This is a genomic window from Kitasatospora sp. NPDC056800 (genome assembly GCF_042789775.1).
Taxonomy (GTDB): domain Bacteria; phylum Actinomycetota; class Actinomycetes; order Streptomycetales; family Streptomycetaceae; genus Kitasatospora.
In genome coordinates this window covers 1-15,248 of the sequence record NZ_JBHUAL010000230.1, presented here as the reverse complement: position 1 = coordinate 15,248, position 15,248 = coordinate 1, and the positions used below count along the sequence as shown (strand labels likewise).

Below are 15,248 nucleotides of genomic sequence, written 5' to 3'. Positions count from 1 at the left end.
GTACGGCCCCGTCCGCTGCCGGCCGGCCGCTGCCCCCCCCCGCACCGGGGGTGCGGGCGGCGGACCACGGACCGGGCCGGGGCCGGCTTCCGGGCGCCGGGGGCCGGGCCGGGAGGCGCGCCCTCGGCCGCCTCCCCCACCCCCCGGAGCCCACCCGCACCCCGGACCGCTTACCGTGCCGGTATGCATACCGACGAAATCCCGTGGGACGTCCTGCTGATCGGCGGGGCCTCCGGCCTCGGCAAGAGCCGCGCCGCCGACCTCCTGCGCGTTCGACACGGCGCATTCGTCGTCGAGTTCGACGACGTCGTGGCCGCCCTCCAGGCCGCCACCAGCGCGGACAGCCACCCCGGCCTGCACCACTTCTCCGCCGTGCCCGACCCCGACGCGCTGGGCGCCGACCGCGTCCTGGAACTCCAGATCGCCACCGCCCGCGCCCTGGACGACGCGCTGCTCGGCGTCGTGCGCAACCGGCTCACCGTGGACGTGCCCGCGATCGTGGAGGGCGACTACCTCACCCCGGCCGCCGCCGCCCGCGCCGCCGCCGAGGCCGCCGAACAGGGCCGGCGGGTGCGCGCGGTCTTCCTGCACGAGGACGACCCGCGGAGCATCGGCGCCAACTACGCCGACCGCGAGCCCGACAGCGGCCCGCAGCCCGAACGCGCCGCCGTCAGCGCCCGCTACAGCACCTGGCTCGCCGACCAGGCCCGCGCCCACGCGCTGCCCGTGGTCGAGTGCCGCCCGTACGCCACCCTGCCCGAGCGCCTGGCCGCAGCCCTGGCGTGACCCCCGGGGGCGGCGTGACGGCGGGTCAGCCCTCCTCGATGTCCGAGATCAGCTTGGTGCCCAGGTCGCTCTGCACCGCCAGCCGGGTGTGCCCGGCGTCGGGGCCGGTGCCCCAGGTCAGCGTGACGGTGGTGAACAGGTGCCCGGCACCGGAGTCGTGGTAGCGCACCTCCCAGCGGGTGGGCACGTCCTGGGCGCGCAGCACGCCGTCGGCGTGGTTGGCCTCCTCCCAGGCCGCCAGCCGCTGTCGGAAGTCCTCGGTGAGGTAGTGGGCGCGCAGCTCGGTGCCCAGGTCGTCGGTGCCGTCGGAGACGGCGTCGACGTAGGCACCGTAGAAGTCGGCGACCCGGTCGACCGCGGAGTCCGGGCTGCCGCTGCGGACCGCGGAGTCCGCGGCGGTGTCGGTGTCGGTCATGAACGTCCCCATCCGTCAGGGCCGGGGCGTACTCCCGCCCCCGGCCGGTCGGTTCGACCCGTACGCCCAACGAGCCGCCCCGCCGGAGGTTGCGCCCGGACCGTCCCCGGTCCCCCGGGTCATTCCGGTGTCCGGTGGTCCTCGTCGTACGCGGCGCGGGCCGCCAGCACCTGGGGCATGTGGCTCTCCGCCCAGTCCTTGATCTGCCGGACGAGCGGCAGCAGGTCGCGCCCGAGCCCGGTGAGCTCGTAGTCGACGCGGGCGGGCACCCCGGCGGTGACGGTGCGGCTGACCAGACCGTCGCGTTCCAGGGCGCGCAGGGTCTGGGTGAGCATCTTCTCGCTCACCCCGGCCAGGCGCCGGCGCAGGTCGCTGTAGCGCAGCGGCCCGTCGGCGAGGGCGGAGACGAGCAGGCTGACCCACTTGTCGCCGATCCGGTCCAGGAGTTGGCGGGCCGGGCACCAGGCGAGGTAGGCGTCGTAGGCGGCGGCCTCGGCGGCGCGGCGCCGGGCGGCGGTCGTGGTGGGCATCGGCCCACTCTCCTTTCCGTGCGGTACGCACCTTCGGGTGCGTCCTTCCCCATGGAGAGTAACTCTCCTTAGGTTGGGTGGAGTTGCCGATTCGTGAGGGGTGGGTGTCGTGATGCGTGCCGTGGTGGTGCGGGAGTTCGGCGGTCCCGAGGTGCTGGAGCTGGTGGAGGTGGCGCTGCCGCGGCCTGGCCGCGGGCAGGTGCGGGTGCGGGTGGCGGCGGCCGGGGTCAACCCGGTGGACGCGGTCACCCGCTCCGGGGTGCTCGCCGGGGCCGGGCTGATGGCCCCGCGCGCGGTGACCGGCATCGGCTGGGACGTGGCCGGCACGGTGGACGCGGTGGGACCTGAGGTGACCCGATTCTCGCTCGGACAGCGGGTGGTGGGCCTACGCGACCGCCTGGACACCGACCTCGGCACCTACGCCGAGCACGTCGTCCTGGACGCGGACGCCCTCGCCCCCGCCCCGGCCGGCGCCACCCTCGCCCAGGCCGCGACCCTGCCGCTCAACGGCCTCACCGCGCTACAGGCCCTGGACCTGCTCGACCTGCCGGCCGGCTCCACCGTCCTGGTCACCGGCGCGGCGGGCGGCGTCGGCGGCTTCGCCGTCGAACTGGCCGCCCTGCGCGGCCTGCGGGTGGTCGCGCTCGCCGGGCAGGACGACGAGCCGCTGGTGCGCGACCTGGGCGCCGAGTGGTTCGTGCCGCGCACGGCACCCGATGTGGCCGCCGCCGTACGGGAGTCGGTGCCCGGCGGGGTCGACGGCGCCGCCCACGCCGCTCTGCTGGGCATACGGGCCCTGGGCGCGGTACGCGGCCGCGGCGCCTTCGTCGCGGTCGCGGCCGGCAGCGCCCCGGTGCCCCTGCGCGGCATCCGGGTCGCCAACGTGTGGATCACCGCCGACGGCCCGGCGCTGGCCCGCCTGTCCGACCTCGCCGCCGACGGCCGCCTCACCCTGCGCGTCGCCGACACCCTCCCCCTGGACCGCGCCGCCGACGCCCACCGCCGCCTGGAGGCCGGAGGCCTGCGCGGGCGGCTGCTCCTGACACCCTGACGCCCTGACCGGTGGGCGGGGACGAGGAGAAGGCCTGCTCCCGGGACGGGGGCAGGCCTTCTCCGATGTGATCCGCGTCACGGCGGGGCTGCGGCAACAGCGCTCCGCCCGGGGAGACCGTCCGGGTTGAGGGGAAGGGCTCTCGGATCGCAACTCTTGCATTCGGCGGCGCTGCGACCAAGCCGACCGGACGGCTTCGGACACTCCCGGACGCCGGACCGCCCCGAGCAGGTGCGATCCCGGCGACCCGCCCGACGGCGCCCGGACGGTCTCGGACAGTCCCGGACGACTTCGGACACGCGGGCGCCGGCGGCGCGGCAATGGTGTCCGAATTCGTCCCGACAGTCAGTCATATCAAATCTTGCAAACCCTGGTTGCCGCCGGAGGAGCCGCGGGCGGCAACTTGCGCGGCGCCTCACGGCCCGCGCATGATCTGGCCCAACCACCCGCCGGGTGGCCCAGGGGACGGCAATCCCCACGTCCGGGTTGAGGTTCAGAAGGGACCACTGTGCTGCTCGAACTCCGATGCGCGGTACGGCGCACACCGCCGCCCGCCCCGCCCGCCGAGGGCTCCGGCCTCCGGCACACCGCACTGTCCGCCGCGTTCCTCGCGGTCGCCCTGGCCGGCGTCATCGCCCTGATCGTCCTCGGGTACGCCGTCGAGGCGCTGGTCACCGTCATCGTCACCGCCGCCGTCGAGGCCTCCGGCACGGCCGTGCGGGGGCGGCGATGAGCGCACGCGAGGAGCTTTCGCACGAGCTGCAGAAACACCATCACCCCGCTTCCGTGCGGTCCATGGAAGCGCTCGCACTCAGGGTCGGCATGTCCCCCTCCTTCGTGCACGGGATCATCCAAGGACGCCTTCTGCCCCTGGAGGGGGAGCTGAAAGCGCTGCTGAAAGCGATGGACGTGGGTGAGCGCGCCCAGCAGCGCGCTCTACTCCTGCACGGGGAAGCGATGGCAGAACTCCACACCCGTGCGCGAACGTCCGCCAAGAGGCCGCCCGCCACCGACTGGCGCGTCCCGGTCCCGCCCGCCGGCGAACCCGATCCCGTGCTGTTCTCCACCGTGCAGGAGTTCGTCGCGGGCCTGGAGGACGTCAGGATCTGGGCCGGCGAGCCGTCGCTGCGCCACCTGGAGGAGCGCAGCGCGCGGCTGCACCAGCAGCGGCAGACGGCCTACGGCAGGGTCCTGCGGCGCAGCACGATCTCCGACATGCTCAACGCGACGTCCCTCCCGCAGATGGAGAAGGTGCGGCACTACCTGCAGATCTGCGGGGTGCGGGACATCGACGCGTGGGTGTACACGTGGCGGCGGGTCCGGACGATCGAGAGGGCCGCGCTGCGCCGGGCGGCCTGACCTGTCACGGCTCGGGAGTAGGAAGTCGGCCCCGCCGACTTCCTACTCCGGCGCCTCGTCCTCGATGGCGGCCGCCACCGGCTTGGTGTGGAGGACTTCGCGGGCCTGTTCGGCGGCGCGGACGATGCTTTCGCTGATGAAGTCGAGGAAGCGGGCGATGTTCTCCAGGCGGACGGCGGCGGGGGTGCCGGGGCCGAGGACGGCGACGCCCTGGCGGGCGGTCTCGATGACCCTGTCGTTGGCGCGGGCGCTGGCGATGACGGCCTGGTAGTAGAGCTCGTCGTCGACGATGTAGCGGTCGCGGCGGCGTTCGTCGCGTTCGCGGCGTACCAGGCTCTGGCTCTCCAGGAAGGCGATCGCCTTGGAGATGGAGGCGGGGCTGACCTGGAGGCGTTGGGCGAGTTCGGCGGCGGTGAGGCTGCCGGCGTCGGTGGTGGACAGGCAGGTGACCACGCGGGCGCCCATCCGGTTGAGGCCGGAGCCCATGAGGACGGTGGTGAGCTGTTCCTCGTAGGCGGCCACGGCCTCGTCGTCGCGGCCGTGGGGGTGGGTGCCGGGCCGTGGGCCGGCCGTGGGGGCGGGGCGGCGGCGCTGGGCGCGGTGTTCGGTGGCGCGGTGGGCGAGGTCGGCGCGGTAGGCGACGGGGCCGCCGTTGCGCATGACCTCGCGGGTGACGGTCGAGGTGGGGCGTTCCAGGCGTCGGGCGATCTCGGCGTAGGGGAGGCTGTCGGCCAGCCCCAGTGCGATCTGCCGGCGTTCCTGCTGGGTGAGCCTGCCTCCCGGCATCGCGTTCTCCTCGGTGGTGGTGGCCGGGTGGTTCCCGGTCGGCCGTGTGGTTCCCGGTCGGCCCCCACCTTAGCGTTCACCTTCAGACCATTGCAATGATCGGGATGGCGTCCGTTGCGTTACCCGTGCGTCCGTTGCAACAGTTTCCCGCTATCCACCTGCTATTACGCCACTTTGACGCAACGAACTAGTTGCCGAGATCTTGAAAGCAACGTAGCGTTTCCAATGTCGGAAACACCGATGGAACGAAACCGCACAGGAGTGCAGCATGCAGAAGTTCGCCACCCCCGCCCCGGTCACCGTCGTCCTGGACATCCCCGGCGGGCGCGTGCGGTTCATCGCCGCCGAGCGCGTCGACACCACCGTCGAGGTCCGGGCCGCCGAGCCCGGCAAGGGCCGCGACGTCCGGGCCGCCGAGCAGACCGCCGTCACCTACGAGGACGGCGTCCTGCGGATCGTCACCTCCACGCCCGGGAGCCAGCTGCTCGGCCCCACCGGCTCCCTGGAGGTCACCGTCCAGCTGCCGGCCGGCTCCGCCGTACGGGGCAAGGCCGCGGCCGCCGAGCTGCGCGTCGTCGGCCGCCTGGGCGACGTCGCCTTCGACGGCGCGTACCGCCACACCAAGGTCGACGAGGCGGCGAGCCTGCACCTGAGCGCCGTCGACGGCGACATCGAGGTCGGCCGCCTCGGCGGGCCCGCCCGGATCAGCACCACCCGGGGCGACATCCGCGTCACCGAGGCCCACCGGGGCACCGTCGAGCTGAGCACCCAGTCCGGGAGCATCACCGTCGGCGCCGCCGCCGGGGTCTGCGCCGCCCTGGACGCCGGCACCGGCCACGGCCGCGTCGCCAACTCCCTGCGCAACGACGGCGCCACCGTGCTCGACATCCGCGCCACCACCTCCCACGGCGACATCACCGCCCGCAGCCTCTGACCCCGTCCCGGGGCCCGACACCCGTCCAAGGGGGACACCATGACGAACAGCACCGCACCCGCGACCGGACCTGCCCCGTGGACCGGCCTGGTGCCGGTCGACGACACCGCCCTGGCCGCCACCGACACCGGCGGCCCCGGCCTGCCCGTGCTCTACCTCAACGGCCAGTTCGCCACCCAGGGCTACTGGCGGCGCGTCCTCGCCGACCTCGGCCCGGGCCTGCGGCACATCACCTACGACGAGCGGGCCCGCGGCCGGACGTCGAAGCGCTCCGCGGACTACTCCTTCGAGGCCGCCGTCCGGGACGTCGACGCCGTCCTCGCGGCCCGCGGCGTGCGGCGGGCCCTGCTGGTGGGCTGGTCCTACGGGGCGTTCGTCGCCGCGCACTGGGCCTCGCGCAACCCGGGCCGCGCCGTCGGCGCGGTCCTGGTGGACGGCGCGCTGCCCTACGACTGGCTGACCGAGGAACTGGAGCAGCGCATCCGCACGCAGTTCCGGCGGTGGGCACCGCTCATGGCACTGACCCGCCCCACCGGCCTGACCCCGCGGATGACCCACCGGCAGATGTCGGAGTCCAACATCGAACTCGGCAGGATCGGCAGCGCCGCCGCACTGGGCCCGGTGCTGGACGCCATCACCGTCCCGACCCGGTACGTGATCGCCTCGGGGACCTCGCTGGGCAGCAAGGGCGACGAGCAGGAGCTGATCCGCGCGGCCCTGCCGGCGGTCACCGCGCGCAACCCGCACATCCGGATCAGCGCGAAGGTGCCCAGCAACCACGGCGCGATCCTGAAGAAGGACTTCCGCGCCATCGCCGACGCGGTGCGCGAGGTCGCCGCCCTCGACGCCCCCGGCCGCCCCGCCACCGGCCGCTGACGGCCCGTCCGCCGGAGTACCCGGCCGCAGGCCCCGGCGCGGCCCCGGCCATCATGGGGGCATGTCAGCGATCACGACCATCCTGCTCAACCCCGGCGGCTGGGCGGACGACGACGACGTCGTCGCCGAGCTCAACGCCCGCCTCGCCCCGCTGAGCCCCGACCTGCCCGGCCGCTGGAGCCTGCGGAACATCTCCACCGAGGGCCACGCCTGGGGCGGCACGAAGCGGCCTCCCCACCTCTACGGCGGCGCCCTGAACCACCTGCCGTTCGCCGAGTTCGCCCGGATCGCCGCGCAGCTCCCCTGGTCGGACCCCGAGCAGTTCCAACTGCTCGTCATGGGGGACGGCGAAGGCCGCTTCCGGACACTCACCCTGGCCGACCTACGGGCCTGGCCCACGGACTGAACGGCGCGCCCCTCGCCCGCACCGCCGTCCCTCAGCCGGCTCCCGCCGCCCGGCCGGCGAGGCGCCGTACCGCGGGGCGCTCGACCAGGGCGTGGCTGAGGGCCCCGGCGGCCAGGGTCGCGCCGAAGGCGGCGACGGTCAGCAGGGCGGCGAGCGGCGCGGGGTAGGTGCGGTCGCCGAGCAGCAGGGGACGGCCGTGGAAGAGGACGACGCCCTGGCAGAGGTAGAAGCCGAAGGAGACGGCGCCCAGCCACTGGGCCAGGCGGCGCGGCGGCGGGTCCCCGGCGCCGCGCCGCAGGTCGTGCTGGGCGGCGGCGCAGATGACCAGCGCGAGCGGCAGGACCATCGGCAGGACGAAGTCGTAGGGCGAGGGGACGGCGAGCGCGAGCGCGTAGGCGGGCGCCACCAGGAAGGCGGCGGCCAGGGGGACGCGCGGGGCGCGGCCGGCGGCGACGGCGCGGGCCAGCAGCATGCCGAGGACGAACTCCGGCAGCCGGGCCGGCGGGAAGAGGTAGCCGAACCACAGCTGGTCGAGGGAGACGGGCAGTTGGGGGATCCGGGGCCGGTCGGACAGCAGGACCGCGTCGGCTCCCGCGACGGCCGCGGCGGCCAGCAGGGCGGCGGCCAGGGCCGGGAGCAGGGCGCGTGCGGGCAGGCGCCGTACGGCGCGGTGCAGGAGCGGGAAGAGCAGGTAGAACAGGGCCTCGCAGCACAGCGACCAACTGGGCATGTTCATCCCCGAGTTGATGTCCGGGTCGGGCGAGTAGGCGTGGACGAGCAGGAGGTTGGGCAGCCAGGTGCGCACCGGGGCGGCCCAGGCGAACAGGAGGGCGGCGGCCGCCCACATCGCCAGGTGGCTGGGGTAGATCCGGGCCAGGCGCCGGCGCCAGAACGCGGCGGGGCGTTCGCGCTCGCGCGCGGACCAGGTCAGGACGAAGCCGCTGAGGACGAAGAAGAACGAGACCCCGGCGTAGCCGGCCTTGGAGGTCGCGTGGGCGAGGGCGGCGGCGAGGCGGGGGTCGGCGAAGAAGCCGAGCGGGGCGCCGGGGTGCAGCGGGTCGGCGACGAGGAAGGCGTGGAAGAGGAAGACGGCGAGGGCGGCGGCGAAGCGCAGGGAGGTGAGGGTGGGCAGGCGGTGCGGGGGTGGCGGTCCTCCGACCAGCCGAGTATCACTTCGTGCGCTCATCGCACGACTGTAGGTGACGGCACGTCAAGTCGGGTCGCCGCCGCTGTCCCCCGGGAGGTGGAATCGGGGCGGAGGCGGACGTGAAGGCGAGGTGGAAATGGCGGTGCGCGGCGCGGGCGGGCTGGGCACACTGGCTCGATGATCACCGACCACTGGCCCCTGCGGGGGCTGCGCGTGTCCTCGCCCCGCCTGGAGCTGCGCCTGCCCACCGAGGACGAACTCGCCGAGGTGGCCGACGTCGCCGCCCGCGGCGTCCACCCGCCCGAGGAGCGCCCGTTCCTGACGCCGTGGGGCGAGCTGCCGCCGGCCGAACGGGCCCGGCACGTGGTGCAGTTGCACTGGCGGCGGCTGGGGCGCTGGAGCGCGCAGGACTGGGCGCTGAACCTGGTGGCCTTCCACGAGGGGCGCCCGGTGGGCATCCAGGACATGCGCGCCAAGGAGTTCGGCGTGCGGCGCGAGATCGTCTCGGGCTCCTGGCTCGGCCTGGAGCACCAGGGCAAGGGCCTGGGCACCGAGATGCGCGCCGCGATGCTCCACCTGGCCTTCGCGGAGCTGGGGACGCGGTCGGCGAGGTCGCTGTCCTTCGCCGACAACCACTCCTCGCTGGCCGTCTCGCGCCGGCTCGGCTACCGCGGCGACGGCATCGACCGCGACGTCCTGGACGGGCGGGTGGTGGTCTCCCAGCGCCTGCGCCTGACCCCCGAGGCCTGGGCCGGGCACGCCCGCACCCCGGTCACCGTCACCGGCCTGGACGAGGGCTGCCGCGCCCTGTTCGGCCTCGACGACTGAGCACCCGACCGGGACGCCCGCGCGGGGCGAGCGGCGCAGCGCGCCCGCTCCCCCGCGACGCGGGAAGTCGGCCGGGCCGACTTCCCGCGCGACCGGGCGGCCCCGGCTCAGGTCCGCAGGGCGGCGGGCAGTTCGGCCAGGGTGTGCAGGACGTGGATGCCGTCGTCGACCGGGGTGCGGGAGGCGGCGCGGTCGAGCCAGAAGGGGCGCAGGCCGGCGCCCCGGGCGCCGAGGGCGTCCAGGTCGTACCTGTCGCCGACGTAGGCGACCTCGTGCGGGGGCAGGCCCAGGCGGGCGCAGCCGGTCAGGAAGATGGCGGGGGCGGGTTTGGCCTCGCCGGGCCGGTCGGAGCCGACGAGGGCGGTGTCGGCGAAGTGGTGCAGCAGGCCGGTGGCGTGGAGTTTGGGGCGCTGCTGGTCCATCGGGGCGTTGGAGACGATGCCGAGCCGGTGGGTGGGGGCGAGGGCGGCGAGGACGGGGGCGGCGTCGGGGAAGGCGGTCCAGGCGGCGTCGCGGTGGGCGGTGTAGCCGGCGAACCAGGCGGTGGCGGCCTCGTCGGGCATGGCGGCGGTGTCCTCGCCGAGGCGGGCGAGGAAGCGGCGGACGCGTTCGCGCTGCTGGCCGGTGAAGGTGAGTTCCCCGGCCAGGAAGCGGGCGTACTGCTCGTCCAGGATCTCGCGCCACAGCGCCACCGCCGTCTGCGGGTCGGGGACGCGGCGCAGGAGGTCGAGGTGGCGCAGGTGGGCGAGGATGCCCGCCTGTTCCGAGCCCGAGTAGTCGAACAGGGTGTCGTCGACGTCGAAGAGCACGCCTCTGATCGGCACGGTCCGTCCTTTCGCCAGGTCCACGTACGTACGGACCCTACGCGGTCGCCGGCTCCCCGCCCCCGTTTCCGTCCCCGTCCCCGTCCCCGTCGTCGACGGCCAGGCGGTGGCGGGCGGCGGCCAGGAACTCCCCGGACAGGTCGGGGTCCTGGCTCGCCCGGGCGAGCAGCAGTGCTCCGACCATGGTGGACAGGTCGGCGAGCGCCTCCTGCCGTTCGGCGGGTTCGGGCAGGGCCGCCAGGGCGTCGACGAGGTCGCGCAGTCCGGCGGTGTAGGCGGTGCGCAGCGGGGTGCCGGGTTCGGTGCGGGCGGCGTCGGCGGCGAGGGCGGCGGCGGCGCAGCCGTGGCCGGGGTGGTCGCGGTGGAGTTCGGACAGGTAGCGGTGGAGGAACTCGGCGCGGGGGGTGCGCCGGGCGGGCGGCTGGTCGGCGAGTTGTTCCATGGCGTCGCGCCGTTCGGTGAAGGCGGCGGTGAGGGCCTCGGCGAGGAGGTCGTCCTTGGAGGCGAAGTGGCGGTAGAAGCCGCCGTGGGTGAGTCCGGCGGCGGCCATCGCCTCGGGGACGCTGACCTGGTCGGCGCCCTTCTCGCGGATCAGGCGGGCGGTGTGGTCGACGACCCGGCTGCGGGTGCGTTCGGCCTCGGCGCGGGACACGCGGGGCATGCCGCGGCTCCTTCCCTCTCGTACGACGCGTGGTGCGTCCGGTCGGTGCTTCCACTTGGTGCGTCCACTTTCCCATCCCCTTTAGATGATGGTAATAATCTAAATGCTGCGGCACCCGCCGGCGACGGCCCGTGCCGCCCCGAGAGCGAGGAGATGCACCATGACCGTGATCGAAGGCTCCACCGCCCTGGTCACCGGAGGCCGCCGGGGCCTGGGCCGGGCGTTCACCGCGGAACTGCTGGCCCGCGGCGCGAAGAAGGTCTACGCCACCGCCCGCACCCCCGACACCAGCGAGGACCCGCGCGTGGAGGTCCTCGCGCTGGACGTCACCGACGACGCCTCGGTGGCCGCCCTCGCGGCCCGCGCCGACGACGTCGACATCGTCTTCAACAACGCCGGCGTCCTGTACCCGGCGCCGCTGCTCAGCGCCGACCTCGCGCTGGTCCGGGACACCTTCGAGACCAACGTGCTCGGCCCGCTGCGCATCGCCCAGGCCTTCGCCCCGGTGCTGGCCGCCCGCGGCGGCGGCGCGCTGGTCGACATCCACTCGCTGCTGTCCTGGGGCGCCGGGGCCGGGGCCTACGGGGCCTCCAAGGCCGCGCTGTGGTCCCTGACCAACTCGCTGCGCCTGGAACTCGCCGCCCAGCGCACGCAGGTCGTCGGCGTGCACCTGGGCTTCGCGGACACCGAGATGGTCGCGGCCGTCCCGGTCGACAAGATCCCGCCCGCCGAGGTGGCCCGCGCCGTCCTGGACGGCGTCGAGCGCGGCGACCACGAGGTGCTGGTCGACGACGCCACCCGGGCCCTGAAGGCCGCCCTGTCGGGCCCCGTGGACGACCTGGCCGTCCTCGGCCGCCGCTGACACCCCGGCAGGACCACCGGCAGGACCGCCGCCGCAAGCCCCGACCCGACCCGACCCCGACCGACGACCAGGAGGAACCGCCATGCCCCTGTGGCACGTCTACCACCCGCCCGGCACCTACGACCCCGGGCAGAAGCAGCAGCTCTCCACCGACATCACGGGCTTCTACACCCGCTTCGGACTGCCGAGGTTCTACGTGGTGGTCCTCTTCCACGAGGTCGCCGCCGACTCCTTCCACGTCGGCGGCGAACCGCACGGCGCGGCCGTACGCGTCGTGGTCGAGCACATCGCCCGCCACACCGAGGACCCGGACCTGCGCAGGCGCACCCGCGAGGCGCTCGCCGCCCTCCTCGCGCCCCACACCACCGACCGCGGCCTGTACTGCGAGTTCCACGTCGACGAGACGCCGCGGAACCTGTGGATGATCGACGGCCTCACCCCGCCCCCGGAGCAGAGCGAGACCGAGAAGCTGTGGGCCCGGGAGAACCGCCCACTCCCGTACTGACGCGCCCGCGCCGACACCGCCACCGTCGGGGTCGACGGTGGCGGTGTCGGCGCGAGACGCCACGGTCCCGGACCTCGGGGCGGCGCACAGCGGGCCGAACGGGCTTGCGGGCGACGGGGGTTCACGCGTCGAAGCGGACCTCGGGCCACTGCGGCGCGGGGGCGTCCAGCAGCGGGGCGGGGATGCCGCACAGGTGGAGGCCGAAGTAGGCGGTGAGGTAGGCGCGTTGGGCGGCGACGGCGCGCTGGGGGTCGCCGGTGCCGAGGAAGTGTTCCAGCCGGTCGGCGGGCCAGGCGAAGACGGACTGCCCCTGGGGGACGAGCAGTTGCAGGTCACAGTAGGACAGGTGGCCGGAGCGGGTGAGGGTCAGGCGCCGGCGCCAGCCGGTCAGGTGCGGCCACAGGGTGTCCCACATGGCGTCGCGGGCGGGGCTGTCCCAGGCGGAGGCCATCAGCAGCAGGGGGCGGGTCTGGTCGGCGGTGGCGGCGGGGCCGAACAGGGGGCCGTCCAGGACCGCGCCGGCGCGGATGCGCGGGTCCTCGTACAGGGCGTGGGCGGTGGTGGCGCCGCCCATGGAGTGGCCGAACATGCCGACGGCGCCGAGGTCGAGGGCGCCGTCCAGGCCGGCGGGCAGCGGACCGGCCGCCAGGCGGTCGAGCAGGCAGCGCACGTCGGCGGCGCGGTAGGCGACGATCCCGGCGTCGGTCATCGCCTGGACGCGGGCCTTGTCGCGCACCTCCAGGCGGTGGCCGGGGAACTCGACCTCCCCGGCGTCGTAGGTGTGGTCGACGGCGGCGACGACGTGGCCGTGGGAGGCGAGCTCCTCGGCCAGCACGGTGTTGAAGGCGCTGTCGGCGCCGGAGCCGTGGGAGTTGAGGACCACGGGGTGGCGGCGCGTGCGGTCGGCGGGCGCGTCCGGGCGGGCGTGGGTGGCGGGCCAGGCGAGGCGGGCGCCGGGGACGGCGAAGTAGTCGGCCTGCAGGTGGGCGGTCTCGGCGGGGCTCATCCACGGCGCGTACGGGCCCCGGGCGCCCGGCGCGGCGGGGTACCAGAGGCGGGCGCGCAGTTCGCGCGGGCGCGGCGCGGGGGCCCAGGCGTCGGTGCGGGCCGGGTCGTCCAGGTACAGCAGGGCGGTGCCCACGGGGCGGGGGCCGGTGGGCGCGGGCAGGCTCAGACAGGGCCACCCCGCGGCGTCGGCGCGCACGGGCCCGCCGCCGGCGACGGCGCCGGCGGCGCCCAGGGCGAGCGCCCCGAGCACGCCCCGACGGCTGAGCGGACGGCCGGACGGGAGGCCGGGCTGGGTGCTGGTCACGGGCGTGCTCCTGCGGCGATCGGGTCGGCGGGCGGCGTGCCCGTCCACCGTGCCGCCGGGCCCCGCCCGGGCGCGTCCGCCGGGGGCAGGAGCGCCCGCCGCGCCGTACGACCGCGGGCATAGGCCCGCGGCGGCAGCCGACTCCCCCAGAGCCGGGCCCCTACCGCGCGGGGGCCGCCTGGGCCGCCAGGAGCGCGTCGAGCAGTCCGGGGAAGCGGCTGTCGAGGTCGGCGCGGCGCAGGCTGACGAAGCGGTTGCGCCCGGCGACGCGGGTGGTGGTGACGCCGGCCTCGCGCAGCACCCGCATGTGGTGGGAGACGGTCGACTTGTGGAGGTGGTCCAGGCCCAGGTCGCGCGGGCCGCAGGAGTGCTCGGCGTCGTCGGCGTAGCTGAGCAGCAGGGTCATGCGCACGGGGTCGCCCAGGGCGTGCAGGACGGTGACGAGGTCGATGTCGGCGGTGGCGGGCTGGGGAAGCCGCTCGTCGTCGGTCATGGCGCACGCTCCTCGGGCCGCCGGGGGGACACAGATGGTTTGACAATCATCCACCAATCCCCGAGTGTTTGACGAGCGTCCAACTGTTGCATGCTTATCCAACAATCCGTTCCTGTGTCCCGGGGGGCCCTCCCGTGCCCGTTCGTCTGCTCCTGCTCGCCCTCGGCACCTTCGCCATGGGCACCGACTCGATGGTCTTCGCCGGCATCCTCGGCCCGATCTCCGCCGACCTGGGGGTGTCGGTGCCGGCCGCCGGCCAGCTGGTCACCGTCTTCGCCCTCGGCTACGCGCTGCTGGCCCCGGTGCTGGCCACGCTCACCGCCCGCTGGCCGCGCCGGCGCCTGCTGCTGACCGCGCTCGTCGTGTTCAGCGCGGCCAACGCGCTCAGCGCGCTCGCCCCCACCTACGAACTGCTGCTGGCCACCCGGGTGCTGGCGGCGGCCGGCGCCGCCCTCTACACGCCGACCGCCAACGCGGTGGCCACCACGCTGGTCGCCCCCGAGCGGCGCGGCCGGGCGCTGGCCACCGTGCTCGGCGGCATGACGGTGGCCACCGCCCTCGGGGTGCCGCTGGGCACCTGGATCGGGCGCGCCGACTGGCGGATGACGATGTGGCTGGTCACCGCCCTGGGCGTGGCCGCCTTCGCCGGCCTGGCGGCGCTGCTGCGCGACCTGCCCGCCCCCGCCGCCGCCCCCACCCTCGCGGCGCGCCTGGCGCCGCTGGGCCGGCGCCGGGTGCTGGGCGCCGCCGCCACCACGCTGGTGTTCTTCCTCGCCTTCCAGAGCGTCTACATCTACCTGTCCACCGCGGTGTCCGGCGCCACCGGCGGCGACGCCGACCGGCTGAGCCTGGTCCTGCTGACCAGCGGCGTGATGTCGGTGGCCGGCAGCTGGCTGGGCGGGCGCCTGGTGGACCGCCTCGGGGTGCGGCGGGTGCTGCTGACCGGCTCGGCGGTGGCCGCGGCCGCGTTCACCGCGCTGCCCTGGCTGGGGCTCACCATGCCGGGGGCGCTGGCCTACGCGGTGGTGGTGCCGCTGGCCGGGTGGGCGGTGTCGGTGGCGCTGCCGCACCGGCTGGCGTCGATCGACCCGGCCAACGCGCCGCTGCTGATCTCGCTGAACAGCAGCGCCCTGTACCTGGGGACGGCGGTCGGCGGTGTGGCCGGCTCGGCGGCGATCGCGGTGCTGGGCGGGCGCTGGTTCCCGTTCGCGGCGGCGGCGCTGGCGCTGGCCGCGTGCGCGGTCGCGGCGGCGACCACCCGCGACGAGCGGGCCGCCCGCGCGTCGGCCCCGGCCCCGCGGCAGGAGCCGTCCCGCGCCTGAGGGACGACCTGCGCCCGGGCAGAGGCCCGTGCCCCCCGCCGGCGGGCGGGCGGCCCCGGGGGACGGGGGTCCGGGGTGAGCCCCCCGGGAGCGAGCCCCCCCCGGGGGGGGGCCCCTCCGGCCACCCCGCGAGGTTCACGGCGCCCGGGCG

Annotated in this window: 19 protein-coding genes; 11 read left to right on the top strand and 8 right to left on the bottom strand. The window is 75.4% G+C overall.

The annotated features are described in order from the left end of the window. The first annotated feature begins 183 nt into the window (after positions 1-183). Positions 184-786 carry an AAA family ATPase gene (locus ACFRQN_RS35040; protein WP_074006308.1) on the top strand — a complete coding sequence of 201 codons (603 nt, stop codon included), beginning with the start codon at positions 184-186 and terminating at the stop codon, positions 784-786. A gap of 25 nt (positions 787-811) precedes the next feature. On the opposite strand, the gene ACFRQN_RS35035 is transcribed toward ACFRQN_RS35040, so the two are convergent. Beyond that, positions 812-1,201, bottom strand: a complete 390-nt coding sequence (locus ACFRQN_RS35035; RefSeq protein WP_074006307.1) for a hypothetical protein — start codon at positions 1,199-1,201, stop codon at positions 812-814. A 119-nt stretch (positions 1,202-1,320) separates the two neighbouring features. Beyond that, positions 1,321-1,731 carry a winged helix-turn-helix transcriptional regulator gene (locus ACFRQN_RS35030; protein WP_380744492.1) on the bottom strand — a complete coding sequence of 137 codons (411 nt, stop codon included), beginning with the start codon at positions 1,729-1,731 and terminating at the stop codon, positions 1,321-1,323. Between the two features lie 112 nt (positions 1,732-1,843). Between ACFRQN_RS35030 and ACFRQN_RS35025 the strand changes: the two genes are divergently transcribed. The 3 genes from ACFRQN_RS35025 (at position 1,844) to ACFRQN_RS35015 (ending at position 4,141) form a co-directional block, all read left to right on the top strand. Then, positions 1,844-2,782, top strand: a complete 939-nt coding sequence (locus ACFRQN_RS35025; RefSeq protein ID WP_380744495.1) for an NADP-dependent oxidoreductase — start codon at positions 1,844-1,846, stop codon at positions 2,780-2,782. Between the two features lie 508 nt (positions 2,783-3,290). Continuing rightward, complete coding sequence (locus ACFRQN_RS35020) at positions 3,291-3,515, top strand: hypothetical protein (RefSeq protein ID WP_074006304.1); 225 nt, start codon at positions 3,291-3,293, stop codon at positions 3,513-3,515. Continuing rightward, a complete protein-coding gene (locus ACFRQN_RS35015) occupies positions 3,512-4,141 on the top strand; it encodes a helix-turn-helix transcriptional regulator (protein ID WP_117485356.1) in 630 nt (209 codons plus the stop codon). Before ACFRQN_RS35020 ends, ACFRQN_RS35015 begins: the two co-directional genes overlap by 4 nt. Before the next feature lie 42 nt (positions 4,142-4,183). Here the strand turns inward: ACFRQN_RS35015 and ACFRQN_RS35010 are convergent, their stop codons facing one another. Beyond that, positions 4,184-4,927: a helix-turn-helix domain-containing protein gene (locus ACFRQN_RS35010; RefSeq protein ID WP_117485361.1), complete on the bottom strand. Its 744-nt coding sequence runs from the start codon at positions 4,925-4,927 to the stop codon at positions 4,184-4,186. 268 nt (positions 4,928-5,195) lie between these two features. Between ACFRQN_RS35010 and ACFRQN_RS35005 the strand changes: the two genes are divergently transcribed. The 3 genes from ACFRQN_RS35005 (at position 5,196) to ACFRQN_RS34995 (ending at position 7,143) form a co-directional block, all read left to right on the top strand. Beyond that, positions 5,196-5,861 carry a DUF4097 family beta strand repeat-containing protein gene (locus tag ACFRQN_RS35005; protein ID WP_380744489.1) on the top strand — a complete coding sequence of 222 codons (666 nt, stop codon included), beginning with the start codon at positions 5,196-5,198 and terminating at the stop codon, positions 5,859-5,861. A gap of 39 nt (positions 5,862-5,900) precedes the next feature. After that, positions 5,901-6,737 (top strand): alpha/beta fold hydrolase, encoded by an 837-nt coding sequence (locus tag ACFRQN_RS35000; protein ID WP_380744487.1) that lies wholly within the window; start codon positions 5,901-5,903, stop codon positions 6,735-6,737. A 61-nt stretch (positions 6,738-6,798) separates the two neighbouring features. After that, entirely contained in the window at positions 6,799-7,143 is a 345-nt protein-coding gene (locus tag ACFRQN_RS34995) for a hypothetical protein (RefSeq protein ID WP_380744485.1), read from the top strand. 31 nt (positions 7,144-7,174) lie between these two features. On the opposite strand, the gene ACFRQN_RS34990 is transcribed toward ACFRQN_RS34995, so the two are convergent. Next, entirely contained in the window at positions 7,175-8,329 is a 1,155-nt protein-coding gene (locus tag ACFRQN_RS34990) for an acyltransferase family protein (protein ID WP_380744483.1), read from the bottom strand. A gap of 138 nt (positions 8,330-8,467) precedes the next feature. On the opposite strand from ACFRQN_RS34990, the gene ACFRQN_RS34985 reads away from it, so the two are divergent. Then, a complete protein-coding gene (locus ACFRQN_RS34985) occupies positions 8,468-9,118 on the top strand; it encodes a GNAT family N-acetyltransferase (protein ID WP_380744481.1) in 651 nt (216 codons plus the stop codon). 107 nt (positions 9,119-9,225) lie between these two features. Here the strand turns inward: ACFRQN_RS34985 and ACFRQN_RS34980 are convergent, their stop codons facing one another. After that, entirely contained in the window at positions 9,226-9,942 is a 717-nt protein-coding gene (locus ACFRQN_RS34980; protein ID WP_380744479.1) for an HAD family hydrolase, read from the bottom strand. 37 nt (positions 9,943-9,979) lie between these two features. Then, the gene (locus ACFRQN_RS34975) at positions 9,980-10,603 is read right to left on the bottom strand and encodes a TetR/AcrR family transcriptional regulator (RefSeq protein ID WP_380744477.1); all 624 of its coding nucleotides are present in this window, start codon (positions 10,601-10,603) and stop codon (positions 9,980-9,982) included. Between the two features lie 160 nt (positions 10,604-10,763). On the opposite strand from ACFRQN_RS34975, the gene ACFRQN_RS34970 reads away from it, so the two are divergent. Next, positions 10,764-11,465, top strand: a complete 702-nt coding sequence (locus tag ACFRQN_RS34970; RefSeq protein ID WP_380744475.1) for an SDR family oxidoreductase — start codon at positions 10,764-10,766, stop codon at positions 11,463-11,465. Between the two features lie 82 nt (positions 11,466-11,547). Then, positions 11,548-11,970 (top strand): tautomerase family protein, encoded by a 423-nt coding sequence (locus ACFRQN_RS34965; RefSeq protein ID WP_117485374.1) that lies wholly within the window; start codon positions 11,548-11,550, stop codon positions 11,968-11,970. Between the two features lie 121 nt (positions 11,971-12,091). On the opposite strand, the gene ACFRQN_RS34960 is transcribed toward ACFRQN_RS34965, so the two are convergent. Both ACFRQN_RS34960 and ACFRQN_RS34955 read right to left on the bottom strand, forming a co-directional pair. After that, positions 12,092-13,282: an alpha/beta hydrolase family protein gene (locus ACFRQN_RS34960; protein ID WP_380744473.1), complete on the bottom strand. Its 1,191-nt coding sequence runs from the start codon at positions 13,280-13,282 to the stop codon at positions 12,092-12,094. A gap of 160 nt (positions 13,283-13,442) precedes the next feature. Continuing rightward, positions 13,443-13,775, bottom strand: coding sequence for a helix-turn-helix transcriptional regulator (locus ACFRQN_RS34955; RefSeq protein ID WP_049661305.1), 333 nt, complete (start codon positions 13,773-13,775; stop codon positions 13,443-13,445). A gap of 134 nt (positions 13,776-13,909) precedes the next feature. On the opposite strand from ACFRQN_RS34955, the gene ACFRQN_RS34950 reads away from it, so the two are divergent. Next, the gene (locus ACFRQN_RS34950) at positions 13,910-15,097 is read left to right on the top strand and encodes an MFS transporter (protein ID WP_117485378.1); all 1,188 of its coding nucleotides are present in this window, start codon (positions 13,910-13,912) and stop codon (positions 15,095-15,097) included. Positions 15,098-15,248: the final 151 nt, after the last annotated feature.